The sequence below is a fragment of the Flavobacterium sp. KH_035 genome, from assembly GCF_057839565.1.
Window position 1 is genome coordinate 5169967 of sequence record NZ_CM174492.1, and the last position, 19008, is coordinate 5188974.

Annotated in this window: 10 protein-coding genes; all 10 read left to right on the plus strand. The window is 35.2% G+C overall.

From position 1 onward, the window contains the following. Positions 1–2 precede the first annotated feature (2 nt). Complete coding sequence (locus AC3IS6_RS20940) at positions 3–5789, plus strand: hypothetical protein (RefSeq protein ID WP_489162200.1); 5787 nt, start codon at positions 3–5, stop codon at positions 5787–5789. A gap of 95 nt (positions 5790–5884) precedes the next feature. Continuing rightward, complete coding sequence (locus tag AC3IS6_RS20945) at positions 5885–8890, plus strand: hypothetical protein (protein WP_489162202.1); 3006 nt, start codon at positions 5885–5887, stop codon at positions 8888–8890. Between the two features lie 212 nt (positions 8891–9102). Next, the gene (locus AC3IS6_RS20950) at positions 9103–10452 is read left to right on the plus strand and encodes a BspA family leucine-rich repeat surface protein (protein ID WP_489162203.1); all 1350 of its coding nucleotides are present in this window, start codon (positions 9103–9105) and stop codon (positions 10450–10452) included. A 51-nt stretch (positions 10453–10503) separates the two neighbouring features. Continuing rightward, positions 10504–10776 (plus strand): hypothetical protein, encoded by a 273-nt coding sequence (locus AC3IS6_RS20955; RefSeq protein WP_489162205.1) that lies wholly within the window; start codon positions 10504–10506, stop codon positions 10774–10776. Positions 10777–11262: 486 nt separating this feature from the next. After that, the gene (locus tag AC3IS6_RS20960) at positions 11263–12060 is read left to right on the plus strand and encodes a DUF5977 domain-containing protein (protein WP_489162207.1); all 798 of its coding nucleotides are present in this window, start codon (positions 11263–11265) and stop codon (positions 12058–12060) included. Positions 12061–12071: 11 nt separating this feature from the next. Further along, the gene (locus tag AC3IS6_RS20965) at positions 12072–12935 is read left to right on the plus strand and encodes a DUF5977 domain-containing protein (RefSeq protein ID WP_489162209.1); all 864 of its coding nucleotides are present in this window, start codon (positions 12072–12074) and stop codon (positions 12933–12935) included. Between the two features lie 220 nt (positions 12936–13155). After that, positions 13156–14703: a hypothetical protein gene (locus tag AC3IS6_RS20970; RefSeq protein WP_489162211.1), complete on the plus strand. Its 1548-nt coding sequence runs from the start codon at positions 13156–13158 to the stop codon at positions 14701–14703. Positions 14704–14981: 278 nt separating this feature from the next. Beyond that, positions 14982–17393, plus strand: a complete 2412-nt coding sequence (locus AC3IS6_RS20975; protein ID WP_489162213.1) for a tail fiber domain-containing protein — start codon at positions 14982–14984, stop codon at positions 17391–17393. Then, on the plus strand, positions 17393–17965 hold the full coding sequence (locus AC3IS6_RS20980) for a hypothetical protein (protein ID WP_489162214.1): 573 nt from the start codon (positions 17393–17395) through the stop codon (positions 17963–17965). The genes AC3IS6_RS20975 and AC3IS6_RS20980 overlap by 1 nt, the downstream gene beginning before the upstream one ends. Before the next feature lie 4 nt (positions 17966–17969). Beyond that, positions 17970–18800, plus strand: a complete 831-nt coding sequence (locus tag AC3IS6_RS20985) for a DUF6734 family protein (protein WP_489162216.1) — start codon at positions 17970–17972, stop codon at positions 18798–18800. The last annotated feature ends 208 nt before the right edge of the window (positions 18801–19008 follow it).

Genomic DNA, 19008 nt, shown 5'->3' on the forward strand with positions numbered 1-19008 from the left:
AAATGAGTTCTATAAATCTTCAAGAAAGCCAATCCTCAGGTTGCGAAACATATATCGCTATCGTTGTCGATGAATCGGGTTCGATAAATGGTAATGAAGCGCAGCAAATACGTGAAGGGCTGGGTTCATTTATCAATTCTCAGGCTCAGAGCAAAATTACGCTTTCGTTAATCGGAATGTCGAATAGCGACAGCAATTCAAGATCGGAGCATGTTATTCAAAAAAGAATTTCAGGAAATGCATCCAGTTTTTCAAGTTGGATTGATCGTTTTAGTTTAAGATCTGTCGATCCACAATCTGATCACTGGGCATCTGGTTTAGAAGTTGTAAATAACTTAACTGTAATTCCAGACGTCATTGTAGTTGTTACTGATGGTTTGCAGGCAAATGACAGCGATTTACTAAAAAACTTATATCAAGATCTAAATGACAAATCACATATTTTTGTTTACGGTGTAACCAGCACCGTAAACAATGCTTCGGAACTGATAACTCCAATCACTTCTTTTTTAGGGAAACCGCCTGTCGTAAAAAGCAATGGTCTGTCTATGCTAAATACAGATTATATCAGAGTTCCTGACTTTAGTACTTTAGGAGCGGAATTAAATCAGTTAAGTATTGATTTATCAAACGCTCAGATTGGGTGTTTGCCAAATGTGAGTATTACTCAAAATAAATTAGTTTATCCTGTCTTAAGGAAAGGTCTTGCGGTTAATCAAAATGCTGGTTTTTTAACCCTCAGAAATAAAAGCCGTGTTCCTCTTACCCTACCCGCAGGGACAAGAATTCATAATGAGAGCAGCTTAAAGGGACTTGTTTTTACACTTGAAAATACAGTTGTCATTCCTGCTCTTGCAAATGTAGAAGCTGCAATTCGTATAGAGGGAACACCTGCTGCTTTAGGCGACTACAGTGCTAAGATTTTTTTACCGAATGTCAGCAACCTTAAAGGATTTCAAATCAGTTTTAATGTAACTAAAGAAATTCATGTTGTTGACCTTAATTCAGCTAAAACTGCTTTACAATCTACCAGTTTACAAATCGCAGCGGCAGGGTCAAAAGGTATTGACAGTACAGGAGGAATTCATTTGAGATGGCTCTTAACTGGAGAATTAGGGACAAATCATCTTCCAAAAGGAGATTTATATACCGGAGCTAATTCTCATTCTAATTTTAACAAACCTGACGATTTTGTAAAAGTATATAGAGCTGCTTATACCAAAGTTGTCCATAAATTAGACTTAAGGGACAAACCACAATCAGTAGATCGTCAAAAGGCGTTATGGATTTATAAAACGGCAAATCTGCAAAGAGCCATTTATGTTCACTTTAAAAACAAAGCAAAATATTTGCAAACAAGAGCGAGTATTAATCCGATGGAAGATCCATCCGGTTTTATTCGGGCTTATGGTAATGAAATTATTGAAATTGAAAACAAAAGTGAATTATATTTTGCTGCAGAACTTAAATTTAGCGCTGCAGCTAACTCAGGCAGTGTTAAATTAGAAACATTGTCTGTTGCCGAAAACACCATTGTGGCATCAAAAAGGGTTACGAATCGTAAGACCTACTCGTCAGCTCAGATAAATACAATACGTGTGGTTGCTGAGAATGGAAGAAGCATTCGATTTAAAGCAAACGACTGTCTGTTAAACGAAATCAATTTTGAATTTTATGGCGATTTTATTCAACATGCAAATACCAACGGGGTTTGGGATCTAAAAGGAAAATATGCTTTGACTCTTGACGATAATAAAGCATTTGAACAATTAGAGCCAAAATTAAATGCTGTTCACGGAAAATGGTTAAAATTCAATGATGATGAATATGTAAACGTAAACAATTATAAGGATAAATGGAAGCGTGTAACCAATCAGGATGATAAAAACATTAAGCAAGTTGTTAAAAGTTATATTGACTTAAGCTTTGATGGTACAAATCCAACTGCACAGGAAACGATTAAGTTCAAAGATAATATTCCAGTCAATGATCCTCAACCAGGAGAAGAAGCAAAATTTGCTGAAAATTCAACACAGATATCAAATCTGGATTTATTAAACATTGCTGCAAATGACTACCATATTGCCCGAATGTTAGGTTTAGGATGCATTGATATTGATGAAACTGTTCTTTCAGGAGAATACATCTATTTAACAGAATACATAACGTTTAAGAACTTAGAAGGAGGTTTAAATACAAAAGAAGTGCGACACCTTTCTATGAGTATTCCTACTTCTGTAAACACAGAACGTTTATCACTTCCTGTACAATTAAGTAGTTTTTTACCGGGACTTAATGCAGGTTCAGATGAAGATGAACAAACTTCAAAAATCACTGATCCTGATGGATATAGTTTTGATGGTAAGAAAAGATATGTTAGCTTGTTTATGAGTGACATCAAAGATTACAGTGTAAATACTGCTTTCTTTAACTCTACAGAAGAATACGACGGAAGCTCTTTTACATTCCCTATTTACGTCGGGGTAGATTATAAAATTAAAGGTGATGTCAACTGGCAAAAACCGGAATTATCATCGGACACAGCGTATTCTAATGTCAAAAAAGATAGGATTACTCCAGGTTCTTTTGAGCCGGCTCCGATTATTATTCCGGATTCAGGGAAATCATTTTTAAATGTTCGTCAGGAAAAAACGGGCTTACAGACCTATGTTTATCAAGGATATGGAATTAACATCTTCTCAAGAGCAACATCCGGAAGCCAATTAGAAATCACTTCTCATATCAAACCAAAAAATACCTTAATGCCCCCAACCGGTATTAATTCCTTATTGATTACAGAAGAAAATCCGTTGATGTTCACCTCAGTGAGTGAACAGCTTAAACTGAAAACGCTTTTAGACGATAAACTCATAAAAGACAAAACTTATATTAGACTCCTTTTCGAATATTACGCTACCCAGGAATTATTAAACTATACTATTCTTGATGGAGTAAGTAAGGAGGATGCCTTACTTGGCGATAAAATTTTTCCGGATAATGAAGAACTGTTTGCCGATTATTTTAAACTTTATTTCAGGGATAGTCTTCCTCAAATTGAGCATGCCAAAATTGATGATATTTCAAACAGCCTTACAAATGAACTTACTTCAATTATTAGAATTAAGGAATACAAAATCCTTAGTAGCGGTGAAGAAATTAAGATTAACTTAACTGATGCTAATAAAGACAGATTTATTGGAGGTATCTTAACAATTGGGGAGCAAAATTATATCATTCAGAATATTAATGTTTTTACTACTGGTGAAAAATTTAGTTATGCCAATGTTGAAGTACTAAAAAAGGAAGTGACTGACCGTCTTATTTCAGATGGCGATGCTACAATCAATTCTGAACAAATTAAGGATATTAAAAAACCGATAAACGAATTATGTTCTTTAGTTGAGAATATGCTGACACCAGAAAACTGGAACCAGCCAAGTCCAATTGGTTTTAAGGTTCAATTACCTGAAGCTTTAAAAGCTGTTCACAGAGAAATTGTGCAGCAAAAAGACAGTCAGGGCAATGATTCTTTACAAATAGAAAAAACACGAGGAATATGGAATAAAAATGTCATTATCGAAAAAGTTCTGGAAGATGCTTTTCAGGTAGATCAAAAAGGAGAATATGTATTAGATTCAAAAGGAAATCCGATTCCTTTACCTACAACTGAGCAAAAACATTTTGGTTTATACAAACTTACTTTTAGAGGACTAAAATTAGGGCAGCATCCTCAGTTCAATCAAAACAATGGAAATTCTGTTGAATGGATGAATGGTACTGTTCGTTTATTTACTAAAAGTTGTTTTAATGGATCCAATCCTATTCCCGTAAAATCACGAAAAGATTTTAAAGTCGTTCGTGCGGATAATATTGGAACAAATCAAGATTTAATATTAACTATTAATGACCCTCATTTTAAAATTAAAAAAGACGGCACTCAGGAAATGGATCCGGCTTATGATCATATTATCATTGAAAAAAATGAAGAACAGCAACCAAAAGAACAGGAAGTAAATTATTATCCAAATTACAAAGTATATCTTTTTGCAGATCCTACAAACGGAATCACGTCAGCAAAAATTCAGCCTAGAGCAGGAGAAAACACACATTATTCAATTTTTGGAATTAGCAGTCATTCCAATTTATATGGCTTTGATTCTAAAATTAGTGTACCAAATCCAATGTATGCGGTTAGGATTGAAAAACCTGTTAAACCTGAAGATGTTAAAGGACCTCTTTATGCTACAAGACCCGATTTTTTTAACAGATCGACCTACACCTTTACAAGCAGATACACACGCAAACCATACGGAATGCTGCATTACAGGGCAAACGATGATGCTTTATTAAATGCTTTATATGAGACCACAACAATTAAAAAAATTCGCGAGAATCTAAGCAAACTTGGCGGAAACAATGAAACTTATTTTACGAACAGATGGGAGAATTTCTTAAATTTTAACGGGCTTCAAAAAGCAGCGAATTATGCAATTTATCCTCCTGAAAATGTTTCTGCAAAAAATTACCGCTTCCCGGTTCCTGACAGTGTCCTGTTAAAAAATGAAATTAATGAATTCATCAAATGGCATAATACCACACAAAAACAAAATGTTTCGGAGATAGGGGCTTTAACTGCACTCAATCAAATTATTATACCTAAGAGTGCAGGGATAGAAAAAGATCTGCTAGCAATTCACTTTATTGAGCAGGCCATTCATGCCGTTTTTGTACCGCTCACTGAAGTACCAGTGATTTATGAATACATTAAAGACAATAGTTATGTTCCTGTCAATAAAAAACAAACCATTAAAGACAAAAATGGAAATATTCTAAAATACCCTAATCCGGATCTGGACATTGCTCCAATGATGAAAATCACAAAACCTGAAGAATTCAGAACACAATTTACTGATTTTAATCTGGATGGTAATTCACAAAACATTTATTTCTATGGCGTTCGTGAAATGGATATTAAAATGAATTTCAGCGAGTTTAGTACTTTCCTGGGGCCGGTGAAACTAGTGCCTTCAAATCCGCCACAGACACCGGAAATCAAACGAATTATGCCAGTTTTAGAAAATCCGATTTTGGGAATCAAACCTGCTGTTCAAATAGAATTAAACTCTTATAAACCGGAGTACAACATCAGAAAAATAAATATCTATCGTGCAAAAAATGTGCTCGATGCACAATCGATCAGAACGATGACTGCTGTCAAAGAAATTTTGATCGATGAGAATACTTTATCTACTGATTTTGATAGTGTCTGGACTGTTTATGATGAATTTGAAGACTTAGAAAGTGTTCCTTATGGTGATGGTCTTTTTTACAGAGTTACTGTTTCCAGAGAAATTGAATATGCTGACCCGAGTTCGACCGAACTTAATCCAATCATCAATATCGATTATACACCATCGCAGCCATCAAAAATTACTGCCACCGTAATTGCTGATAATGTTGCTCCAAAATCTCCAGTTTTAAAAGCTTCCGGCATTCCAACAGGAGCAAATGAATCTGTATTAAAACCAATTGTTTTCAGTTGGGAAAAAACAGTCCATAATGGTAAATATCATTTGTATAAGATGAATAATCAAGGAAACTGGGATAAACTTCAGGAGAAAATCTCTAATGAAAAAATCGTGACATTGCCTTTACTGGAAACCAAACTGGGAACAGATCAATTGACTATTAAAAATAATGATGGCGAAAAAATTTACCATCATTTCAAAGTACTTGCGGAAAACTCTTCAGGTATGTACAGCAATGAAGAAAAAATTCTAACACTTTAATTTTTCAATGAATCCCAATGAAAATTATTCATTGGGATTAAAAATCAAGCTAATCAAAAATAATATTTACAGAAAGAAAATAAATTTCAAATAACATGGCAACAGACAGAACTAACATTGGCTACAAATTCGAGAACGGCGATATTCCGTCACAGGGAGACTTCCAAGAGGTTTTTAACAGTTTCGTTCATAAAGACGAAGACAAGGCCAATTTTCAAATGGTCGAAACAGGAACCGATGATCAACATTATGTAACACCTGCCCTTTTACGTACAGGTTTACAAAACATTGGCATCATTACCGGAAACAGCTACATGCCTCTTAAAGAATACTTTAACAACTTTATAGACAATAGTCTACGTCTGGACAAACCACCAGTTAACTATAGCGTGAAAGTATTTAAAAACGGACAGTTATTACTGGAAGGAAAAGATTATACTATAAATTACGACACTGCAGTGATCACTTTTGCAGCAAACATTGACAATAGAAATATTGAAGTAGATTATTGGTATAAAAATTTAAGTCCAAATCCAGGTGGAGGTTCCGGCCAGCAAATTGACTTCACCAGCTTTTTGCATACCTCAGGAAATGAAACCAAAAATGGCATCTTAACTTTTAACAACACTACTCCAACTTCAACGAGCGGAATCGTGTTAACCAACAGCGGAGCCGATACCGGTGCAAAAGTACTGGATGTAACTGTAAGTGGAGCTGGAAGTGGAGTCTCTGTTCAAAATACGGCAGCAGGAACCGGCATTAAATTATCCAATACCGGAGCAGGAACCGGTGTACATTTAAACTCCTCGGCAGCAGCAACCGGTGATCCTTTAAAAGTAACTAAAGATAATGTTATAAAAGCCAAAATCGATTCAGAGGGAATTGTAACCGCTAAAAGATTTGTTAGTGAAGAAGGGACAGATGCTAAATTTGTTAAAGGAGATGGTTCTCTTGATCCTACAACTTATGCAGATGATACTAAAGTACTTCATAGACTTGGTAATGAATCTAAAGATGGAGAATTAAAATTAACGCATGATACATCAGCGGATACTGTTTTAACCATTACTAAAAACAATAGTGCTAACTGCTTAAAATTGGTTCAGAACTCCAGTTCTAATGCAACTACTTCAACTATTGATACCAGCACTGATAATGTTAATAGAAAAGCAATCAGTATTCGAAAAAAAGACGTAGAAAAAGCGTTCATTACGCACGACGGGAATGTATCCGGAACCTCTTTTACTACATTAAACGAAAAAGCAGATATCACAGATGGCTTTTTAACCCTAGCCGGTTCTGCTCCTTCTGATCCTGCTCCAACGGCAACAGCAGGTCACGCAAAATTATATGCAAAAACAGCCGGTACTACTGATTTCTATGTTATGGGTAGTGATGGTGTGGAGAAGAAGATTGGTGGTGAAGTTGATTTGTCAGGCAAAGAAAACACTATTACTCCTGGTAATAATACTCAATACTTTAGAGGTGATAAAACTTGGCAGACTCTTGATAAAACGGCTGTTGGACTTTCTAACGTTGACAATACTAGCGATTTGAATAAACCTGTCTCTACTGCTACTCAAACGGCTTTAAATGCTAAACAAGCAACATTAGTTTCAGGTACAAATATTAAAACCGTTAATGGAATTTCTGTATTGGGATCTGGAGATATTTCCATTCCTGGTGGAGGTCTTACAATTAGTGGATCCAGTGGTCGGGTAGCTAAGTTTAATCGATCAGGTAATAATGTCACAGACTCAAATATTACTGATAATGGTTCTCTAGTTACTTTTAGCACACCTGTCTCAATTGACAGTGGTACAGATGGAAATAGTGGGCTAACATTAAGTAAACTTACTTCATCACCAGTGGCTGTAGTATCCACATTTGCTACAGCGGTAGGTACAGTTGGAAAAGGTATAAGTTTGATATTTAAAGATGGAAATTATTATTCAGCAAATCAGGACGGGAATATCTACAAGACATCTAAGTCAACAGGCACTACTACTATTTTCTCTACAATAGGTGGTAATCTAATGTATTTATGTTTAGCAAATGATGGCAATATTTACGTTACCAGACTTGACGGAAAGATATACAGAGTTGATCCTAGTGGAACAGCCACCCTAATTAAAGCAGGACTGGCTCCAAATCTTTATGGTATAGTACAAGGAGTAGATAGCAATTTATATGCAGTTGAACTACATGGCACTATCTATAAACTGACTCTATCAGGTGACCTAACAACCCTAACAACAGTTGCTAATGCGTATGACATTTGTAACGGTATTGATGGTAACTTATATGTAATGAATACAAATTCAGGAGGCATTTTATATAAAATCACCTTAGCTGGAATAGTTACCACATTTGCAACTAACGTTTATGGAGATTCTGGATTTACATTTCCTATAGCTAAATTATCTGATGGATCTTTTGTATCCAATACAAACAATAAGGTTGTAAAGATAAGTAATACTGGAGTTGTTACCACTATTTCTGCTGCAGGGTTGAACTATTCAAATACTATAGTAGTAGATTCAGATGATACTTTTTACTCACTTAGTCAAACTGGTAATATCCAAAAAACATCATTACAATCTTCAAAAGTACTTAAAACGGATAGTACCGGATTAGTGGTAAAATCAACTTACTTAGAAGATGTTCAATATTTGAAACCTTCTGATGTTGATTTATCAAATCTTGTAATTAAAAATAATCTTAAAACCATAAATGGCGTATCCCTTCTTGGATCTGGTGATATTGTTACAACATCAACAGCCGTAGAACCAACACAAATTACCATTACTACAACTGCGAGTATTACGACTGATACGTTAGATACCAATGGAAAAAAACAGCTCGGTAAAAACGTAATCATTAGTAATGGAGCAACTGCAATAAACATTACTGTAAATGGCGGTACGGACTTTAATGCATCGTACTTAAAACATGGTACAGGTGCAATAACATTTGTACAAGCAGCAGGTAGAACATTAGTTCAGGTTAATGCAACTGCAGCACTAAACGGAGCTCCTGGAAGTACTGCCACAATTTCGAGTATCGGAACCACAGATTATTTAAGAATTTCAAACGTATAATTATGAATCCATTATTATTTTATGAATATGGGTTAAGCAAACCCGTTGGTCTTCCATTTATTTCTACTTGGAAAACTGATAATGTTTCAACAGGTTCCAGTAACGCATCCCAAATAAAACTGCCTTTGATTAGCTCTGGTACTTATTCTTTTAATGTCGATTGGGGTGATGGTATGTCAAATTCCATAACTTCATATGATCAAGTTGAAATTATGCATACATACGCTACTTCTGGTACTTACACGATTACGATCACAGGAACTTGTAAAGGCTGGAAATTTAATAATACGGGAGATAAATTAAAAATATTAACCATTTCTAAATGGGGAACATTAAAACTAGGCAAAAATGAAGGAGGTTATTTTAATGGATGTGCAAATCTTACTTTATCATCAGTTGAAGACATATTAGATTTAAGTGAAACCACCTCGTTATCTAATGCATTCAGTTCCTGCACAATACTTTCAACTATAAATAGAGCAAATGAATGGAATGTTAGTACAGTTACTGATATGAGTTCTTTGTTTTACAGTGCAAAAGCATTTAATCAAGACATCTCAAACTGGGATACTAGCTCTGTTACCAATATGAGTGGCATGTTTTTACTTGCGTTCGTATTCAATCAACCTATTGGAAACTGGAATACTAGTAAAGTTACAAATATGATAGAAATGTTTCATACTAATGGTGAGTTCAATCAGCCTATCGGAAATTGGAATACTAGTAATGTTACAAATATGAGTGGTATGTTTGGCTCTTCATATGTAAATTTTACAAAATTCAACCAGGATATTGGATCATGGGACACTAGTAATGTTACAGATATGTCAAGAATGTTTTATCAAGCATTTTCATTCAATAGCCCTATTGGAAATTGGAATACAAGTAAGGTTACAACAATGTATAGCATGTTTGAAAATGCCAATGTATTCAATCAAGCTATAGGAAATTGGGATACCAGTAAAGTTACTAATATGAGATTTATGTTCTACTCGGCATATGCATTTAATAAACCTATAGGAACCTGGAATACATCTTCAATTACTAACATGAGTTATATGTTCACAAATGCTAAAGTCTTTAATCAACCTATTGGAACTTGGGACACATCTAAAGTTACTGATATGACAGCTATGTTTAGTCAGGCATCTGCATTTAATCAACCTATCGGAGATTGGAATACAGGAGCATTAACTAATATAGATCAAATGTTCTCTAATTCACGTACATTCAACCAGCCTATTGGAAACTGGGACACAAGCAAAATTACTAATATGGCACGTGTATTTAGTTCCAGCAGCAATTTTAATCAAAATATCGGTTCTTGGAATATATCGAATGTCACTAATTTTTCAGATTTTATGTATGGTAAAGATACTACAACTTTATCTTCCACAAATTTAGATGCCATTTACAACGGATGGAGCTCCAGACCAGTAAAACCCTCAATATCAATTACATTTGGAGCTGCTAAGTACACGTCAGCTAGTGCAGCTGCCCGAGCAATTCTTACAGGAACTCCAAACACTTGGAGAATTATAGATGGAGGAATCGTAGCATAACATTCATATTTCTAACAATTTTAATAAAAACAAAAATCTAAGTAATAAAAAATGGAAAACGTAACAATCAATAAAGAAGAAACAAAAACAATCAACGCAGAACAATTAAAGAAATTACAGGACTTTAATCTCTTTATGGATAAGGCCAGATTATCGTTGGGGGAATTGTCTATTCAGTATGAATTTCAAAAAGCGGATATCTTAAGTCAGATCGCCGTTCAGCAGCAGAACTTCAATGAACTGGAAAAAACAATTAAAGCCGAATACGGAGATATTCGTGTAAACATTGAAACCGGTGAAATTGTAAAACAAGAACAGGAATAATTCTTGAAAATAATTTTAGAACAGTTAACAGGAACCACAAATTTGTCAGTCAGCCTTACGTGGTTCCTCTTAACTTTTATAGGTGCTTCAACGACGATCTTGATTCGGGCAAAGTTGAAGTACAACTATAGCGATAGAACTCCCTATCGTCGGTCTTGGCCATTATTGTTTCTGGACAATCTCCTTAATTTAATTATTGGCTTTTTCATCTCCTTGACTTTTTTTAGGTTTTCAAACCTATTCTTAAAAACAGAATCCATTATCTGGCTTGCTGCTTTGTTTGGTTTTGTCAGTAATGAATTGGCCATTCTATTGGTGAAGTTCAGTTTTGCAAATAGAAAATAATTTAAATAAGTACTTCAAAAAGGTATAAGCAACAAATTATCTACAAAAAACAATTTGGCTTTTACCTTCTCGAAATTAGCTCTTTGACTGAATAAATCTTCGGCATGAGCTAAGCAAATCATAATCAATTATAAATAAACTATGGAATATTACAATACAGCCAGGTCTTTGACTGCGGCAAAAAATGATTGCGCTGCCGGAGTCATGGGAACTTCCGTCGAACTTACTGCAAATGCCAATCGGTTTGTATCAACTATAAGTGTCGAAGATGCCAATGCAAAAGCAGATGCCTGGTTGGCAGCAAATGTGCAGGCTTATGCCAACAATGCGGGTTCCTGCAGAAAAACAGTTTGGAGAGGAATAAAACCTTCCTGTGTCATTGAACCTACCGTAACACTGTCACCTTTTAACTATATGATTATTAGATACAAATGGGCATTAGGGGCAGGACAGGATTTCGATACTTATACCGGAATCATCAACTCGGGAACTTCTCTGGACAACAAATGGATGGGCTGGAACCACGGATTTAATAATGAGATTCCCGTCAATGCTAATGCTGCCAATTCCTACATTATGTGGGCCGGTGATAATAGACAGACAAATGGTGTCGAAAGCTGTCTGGTAAATTTCAGTAAAATCACAACAGACTATCCTACTTTAAATACCGTTCAGATAAGAATGGCGGGATCATGGTATACTGCTGTCGGAACAGGAAATATCGATGTTGAAATAGTAACCTATATCGGTGGAAAAATGGAAAAATCAGGATACGACATTATTAACGTTGGCGGGACTCTGGTTGACAAAAAAAACTTCTCTAAAAAAGTGCCCGTACAAGGTACCAATTTGCATAGAAATATTGAGGCCGTCACTAACCTTGGATACATTACTTACATCAAAAACTCCTCTACAGGACAAATCGTAATTAAATATTAAAAAACAAAAATATGGGAAATACAGGATATAAATCTTTTGCAGAGCTCGAATTGTATTACGATGACGGAACTCCGACAGGACAGCCAACAAAACCAAATGTAGTTACAGATCCGGATTACATTGCTCCCGTTTTGGATACAACTACCTGCGTACCCAGCACAAGGTATTATAGTGAAGAAAGAAAATTAAGCGCGAAAAGAAATAACTGTGAGAGAGGATATAGTGGAAGTACGGTTGTATATACTTCTTATCCAAATCAATTTTTCTCTACCATAAGTCTGGCAGATGCTAATACTCAGGCAGACGACTGGTTAGCGGCTAATGTGCAAGCGTATGCCAATAACGCCGGAAATTGCGAAATTACCTACGTACCTCCGACTGGAGGTGGCGGTAGTGGCGGATGTCTTGTTGAAGGTACACTTGTCACATTACCTGATGGTTCAAGAAAACCAATTGAAGAACTTACACTGGACCAACTATTACTTTCTGCCGAAATTGAAACACTCAACGATACCAATAATGCTGAAGAGTTGTATAAATGGTCTTGCAGCTATTTGTCTGAAAACCGAATTACTTCTCCAATAACAAAACTTACACACAAAGTTGCTTATAAAACTATTATCGTTAATGACGGTTTATTTGAGGCTACCCCTACTCACCTGCAATTAGTTCAGCGCGATGGCTATTGGAAATTTATTGCATTAGGGGATATTCTTGTTGGAGATCATTTATATACAATAGACAGCGAAATTATACCAGTCACTGCTGTAACAATTAACTTGGAAAAAAGAAACATCTACCCGATGACGTTAAATCCATTTCACACCTTTTTTGCAAATGGAATTTTAACCCATAACTACAAACAAGCAATGTAAACTGATTTTTAAAACAGAAAATCAACTTGACAAACAAAAATAGTTTCTCTTTTTAAAAACTTCACATCACTTTAATCCAAATTCCACAAAAAAAATTATTCTTTTTTATTGACGATCAGAAAATCTTTAGAAGAAAAAAACAATAGGGAATTTGGATTTACGTGTTGAATGATTTTCAAGAAAAAACTTCAAATAGTTTATAATCTAAAAACAACAACAGATGGACACTAATCATAACAGAATAAAAATGGCAGATTTAGAAAAAAATCTGCCCAATAAATTTTTAACTACAAACAGCAAAGGGGAACTAGAATTTAGTGACATCAACACTATTCAGGTAGAAGGTTACAATGCGCTTGATTATGTTGCTACGGGAAAAGTTCTGGATGCAAGACAAGGAAAAGTCCTAAAAGATTTAATCGATGATGTAAACCTTTTGGTTGCTTCTGATAATATCGGTCTTAATACAATTCAGAAAATAGCCGATGCCATCGAAACAGGGCGTATTCAGTTAAATAAAGTACTACTAACAGTTGCTTCCGATAATGTCAATCTTAATACGCTTCAGAAAATAGCGGATACTATTGAAGCAGGACAAGCTTATTTAAATACATTATTATTAAACGATTTAAGTACCGGTGGTACAGCAAAAGCATTAACTGCTGAAATGGGGAAGGTTTTGCAAAATAACAAAGTAGAGAAAATTGCTGGTAAAAGTTTACTTTCTGATACCGAAATTGCGCGACTTGCAGCAGTGTCTAACTATACGCATCCTGCTAATCATCCACCAGAAATTATTTCACAGAATAGTAATAATAGATTTGTAACGGATACTGAAAAAGCAAATTGGAACTCAAAAGCAGATTTGCTTTCACCTTCATTTACTGGCGTACCAACAGCTCCAACCGCCGCCTCAGGATCAAGAACAACACAATTAGCGACAAATGCTTTTGTAGCAAACGCTGTTTTAGCGCTTTCTAATGATACCATTTCTATATATGGCAATCAGAAAAAAACTGGAGTTCTTTCCTTTGATAATGGTCCTAGTCAAGGTTTATCTCAAGGTATACGAACAAATTCCGGAGCGAATACACTTAGCGTGGGAGCCATCTTCGACGCTGCAGGTGGTACAGCAGTTTCATCTACTATTGCTTATGGAGCAACCGGATATAAAATAGACACAGAAGGAACTAATGGTATATTGATAAATTTAAAAGCACCATATATAAATCAAACGGGAATTAAGGTAAATGCTACTCCTGAATCTACTGCTATTCTTTATAGAGGTCAAAACAATGGAGTCGATACTTATACTGTCAATAAAACCGGAGACATCATCGCCAATACATTTACCGGGGGAGCAACCTTAACAGGAGTTCCCACAGCTCCAACTGCAGCACCAGGAACAAATACTACCCAAATTGCAACTACTGCTTTTGTTCAAAGTTTTACCAGACCCTATAAAGTATATACCGCTTTGTTAAGTCAGTCTGGTACCAATCCTCCCGTTGCAACTGTATTAGAAAATACTTTAGGTGGTCTACCAGTTTGGAGCAGAGCTGGTTTAGGCAGTTACTCCTGCACGCTAACGGGAACTTTCGCATCAAACAAAACAGTCGTTTTTGTCACTCGAACAGGGAATGTTAATACTTTATCAGCTTCACAAAATACAGCAGATAGCGTTTCATTAAGCTGTTATAATTCAGGAGGAAGTTCAGCTGAAATGAACTTAAATTTAGTATCATTTGAAATCAGGGTTTACAATTAAAAACACAACTAACATACAGTATCTTATTTTTTTTAAAAACTCATCATTACAAACAACGTTCAAAATAATTTATAATCGTACCCCAATCTTGATGAACAAAAATAACTCCTCCTTTTAAAAACTTTCAAGTATTCAATCCAAATTCTACAGAATAATTATTTTTTAAAATTAATGATCCAAAAATCTTTAGTCAATAGAAATAATGTGGAATTTGGATTTACTTGTATATAATTTCCAAGAAAAATTTCAAATAATTTATAGTTACCCAAAAACAAAAAATGAACACTAATCATAACAGAATAAAAGTGGCTGATTTAGAAAAAAATCTGCCCAATAAAATTTTAACGACTAACAACAATGGCGAATTAGAATTTAGCGATATCAACAATATCAAAATAGAAAGTTATAACTCCCTGGATTATATTCTTCCAGGTAAAGCTTTGGATGCAAGACAAGGAAAAGTCCTAAAAGATTTAATCGATGATGTAAATGAATTGCTTGTTTCTGACAATATCGATTTAAACACACTTCAAAAATTAGGTGATGCAATTGAGGTGGTCCGCAATTCTTTAAGCACAATATTGGTTAATGATTTAACTACCGGCGGCACCGCAAAGGCTTTAACTGCCGAGATGGGTAAAAGTTTGCAAAACAGTAAAATTGATAAAATTGTCGGAAAAAGTTTGCTTTCTGATAGCGAAATTGCCCGTTTGGGAACACTTTCAAATTATGCACATCCCGAAAGTCACCCTGCCAGTATCATCACTCAGGACCCTGCTAATAGATTTGTATCAGATGCTGAAAAAATTTCATGGAATTCTAAACAGTCTGCTTTGGGTTATACTCCTGAAAATACATCTAACAAAAACACTGCTAACGGTTATGCCGGTTTAGGTTTGGACGGAAAATTAATTTCGTCGCAACTTCCTTCTATTACTGTAAATGATACTTTTGTTGTAGCATCACAAGCAGCAATGTTAGCTTTAACTGCAGAAACTGGTGATATTGTGGTAAGAACCGATTTAAACAAATCTTTTATTTTAAAAGGTCAAAATTCAGCTATTTTAAGTAACTGGCAGGAACTATTAACTCCTACCAGCGAAGTGACAAGAGTTTTCGGAAGAAATGGTGCTATTACTTCACAGGCTGGCGATTACAACGCCGATCAAATTACTGAAACTACATCAAGAAAGTTTCAAACTGCAAGTCAGCAGGTTTTTAATGATGCTACAAGTTCAATTCAGACGCAATTAAACTCCAAAGCTTCTACAACAGGTTCGGGAGCTTCTGGTACATGGGGAATTAATATAACAGGGAGTTCCAGTTCTTTAAATAACGGATCTACTAATATTACTTTACAGGACGGGTGGGCCAGAAATCAAACACAATATGGTTACATCGATTTTGGCCCTACAAATAGTAGTCATGGGCACATTTACACTGACAGACCAAATTTTTATTTTAACAAAGAGCTATTGGTTCTAGGAAATACTGTTTGGCATTCAGGGAATGACAGTTCATTACTAAAGGGTTCCCCAAACAGCAGTACTCCGATTAATTCAAACTTTGCAATTGGAACTAATTCAGGTCGAAATTTCATACAATCCCATAATGGAAATCCTCTTGATATTAATCCATTAGGAAATGCCGTCACGATAAATGGAAACACAGCATTGCATTTTGGAAATTTCAATCCAGATAATGTAGTCCAGGGCAAGAATGCAAGAGGCCGTTCAATATCAAAAAACAATGAAAATGCAAATACTTCAAACGAAGCAAATCCATCAGGTTTCTTCTATGGAAATACCGTTACCGGAATGCCTAATAACGATTGGTGGAATTGGATTAACATCGCAGGCTCTGACTGGTCAGGTACTGATGGTTATGGCTTTCAAATTGCTAACTCTTTTTGGAATGGTAATTTATTGAGCAGAAATATGACCTCTGGTTCCTGGTCAGGTTGGAGGACTATTATGGATACTGAAAACTTTACTAATTATGCAGCTAAACTAAATGGCTCTAATGCCTCAGGAAATTGGCCAATAAGTGTGACCGGTAATTCGACTGGTTTTCCTTTTCAACCAGGAAACCAAATAAATACTTTGACAGGTAATATTTCGACAATTATCAGAGAAGAACAGCCATCATCCGGATATTACTATACCTCAACATTGCATATGGGTTCAGGTGATGGTAGACAACAGATGACTATTGCCAGAGATGGCAGCGGCATGAAATTTCGAGGTAGTACTACTCATAATAGTGCTACAGACTGGACATCATGGAAAACTGTGTTAACAGATATTAATTATTCTGCATATTCGGCTTTCTCTGGCACAATTACAGGTTCTTCTTTAACCGTTACTGGAGATGTTACTGCTTTTTCGGATGCCAGAGTTAAAGAAAACATCAGACCTATTGCAAATGTAATTGAGCGAATTCAGGCTTCAAGAGGGGTCTTATATGATAGAATAGATAATGATCAAAAAGACACCATTGGATTTATTGCTCAGGAACTTGAAGAAACTTTTCCTGAATTGGTAATTACACGCGAAGATGGTACAAAAGCTGTTAAATATCAAAATGCAGTTGCTGTACTATTCGAAGCGGTCAAAAAACAACAGATACAAATTGAGGGTCAAGATAAAAAAATGAAACTTATTCTTAAACATTTAAACTTAAAATTATAATGGCACTCTCAACAGCCGGCGCTCTTTCAATGGGAGACATAAATGTAGAATTAGGTCGTTCCAGAACAACATCTATATCTTTAGATGCAGCCGAAAATGGTAGTTATGCTACTATTAATCAAAATAGTAATTCGAAACCCTCCAGTTCAAATCCAGCCACAATTAGCGAATGGCGTGGCTATAATCATACAGCCGTTTCTTCTGGAGGTGGCTCTAGCGGAGGTGGAACCGTTAATACTGGTGTAATATGGAATAATACAGGGCGTACAATTAGCGCAACATATATGGCGATTAAAGCAAATGGTACTAATATTGTTTATATTACCTTACCTACATTAGCCCATGGGGATAGTTTTAAATTTAGTACTTCATATACTAATTTAATATTCTCGAATGGCACATTTGTTATGGATTTATATACACCCACCGTAGGACTAAATTCATCAAACTATTTTTACATGACTGCCGGATCAAATAGTACAAATGGGTACTTTTCAAATACGGGAAGTAGTTTAAGAGCCACTGTTACCTCATCTGGGCCGCAATACAGTATCATTATATATATAAAATAAACAGATGAAAGTAATTTACAGTTACTGGGAAACCGGTAGTGGATTAAAGAAGCCTGGTAACTGGTTTAACTCGAGATTTATGCTATCATCCATGGTAGCATCTGTTCTCAATAGCTATAAACATTATGGCAGAGTTGAAATGGTCACAGATAGTACCAGTAAGGTATGGATAGAAAAATTAGGACTACCATTCGAATCCATTAAAACTGATCTTGATGAATTGGACCGGTATGATAAAAACTCATGGGCATTAGGAAAAATCAAAGCGTACAGTATTCAGAAAGAACCTTTTTTACATATTGATTTAGACGTCATTTTGTTCGAGCCTTTTTCTAAAGAACTCCTTATCAACGAGCTTTATGTTCAAAACATTGAACCATTTTATATAGATTCCTACCATAAAACCTATATGCCTTACATTGAATTACTAGAAAATCTTGGAACAGATTTACCACTTGGATTCTCTGATAAAAAACATGCCGTAAATCTTGGAATTTATGGTTGTAACAATCTTGAATTTAATAAATTATTCTGTGATTCTGTATTTACTTTTATGGATCGTAACGAAAAAAAGCTCAAATCTCTTGTACCGCTTCATAAATTATGCGTTATCTGGGAACAATACTTTTGGGCCGTTATTGCGGATAAATTAAAAATAACCGTAGGTACAATAATAGATCCTTACTACAAATTAGCAACAGAAAACGGATATATGCATTTATTAATTGATAAATACAAGGAAGAAGTAGCTCATAATTTTAATGAGTATGTAAAAAACATATATCCAGCTTATTATCAATCAATAGATACGATTTTAAAATTAAAACATACATAGTAGAAATCTATTCAGATTAGCAACTACATAGCTCTTTATTTATAAATCAATAAAGCCCACCTTAGAAAGTAGAAGTCTTAATTTACGGACTTTTATTAATCCAAAAAAAAAACTTCGCACCTATCAATTCTATAATCTTATCATAAATTGCTATATTCTGATGAACTCCTGATAAATCTCTCAATCCCCGCTATGTAAGCAAAAAACA

Coding starts and splice junctions, on each gene's coding strand:
- AC3IS6_RS20975 (WP_489162213.1), top strand. CDS start 14,982: ATGAACACTAATCATAACAGAATAAAAGTGGCTGATTTAGAAAAAAAT.
- AC3IS6_RS20960 (WP_489162207.1), top strand. CDS start 11,263: ATGGAATATTACAATACAGCCAGGTCTTTGACTGCGGCAAAAAATGAT.
- AC3IS6_RS20940 (WP_489162200.1), top strand. CDS start 3: ATGAGTTCTATAAATCTTCAAGAAAGCCAATCCTCAGGTTGCGAAACA.
- AC3IS6_RS20955 (WP_489162205.1), top strand. CDS start 10,504: ATGGAAAACGTAACAATCAATAAAGAAGAAACAAAAACAATCAACGCA.
- AC3IS6_RS20980 (WP_489162214.1), top strand. CDS start 17,393: ATGGCACTCTCAACAGCCGGCGCTCTTTCAATGGGAGACATAAATGTA.
- AC3IS6_RS20945 (WP_489162202.1), top strand. CDS start 5,885: ATGGCAACAGACAGAACTAACATTGGCTACAAATTCGAGAACGGCGAT.
- AC3IS6_RS20985 (WP_489162216.1), top strand. CDS start 17,970: ATGAAAGTAATTTACAGTTACTGGGAAACCGGTAGTGGATTAAAGAAG.
- AC3IS6_RS20970 (WP_489162211.1), top strand. CDS start 13,156: ATGGACACTAATCATAACAGAATAAAAATGGCAGATTTAGAAAAAAAT.
- AC3IS6_RS20950 (WP_489162203.1), top strand. CDS start 9,103: ATGCATACATACGCTACTTCTGGTACTTACACGATTACGATCACAGGA.
- AC3IS6_RS20965 (WP_489162209.1), top strand. CDS start 12,072: ATGGGAAATACAGGATATAAATCTTTTGCAGAGCTCGAATTGTATTAC.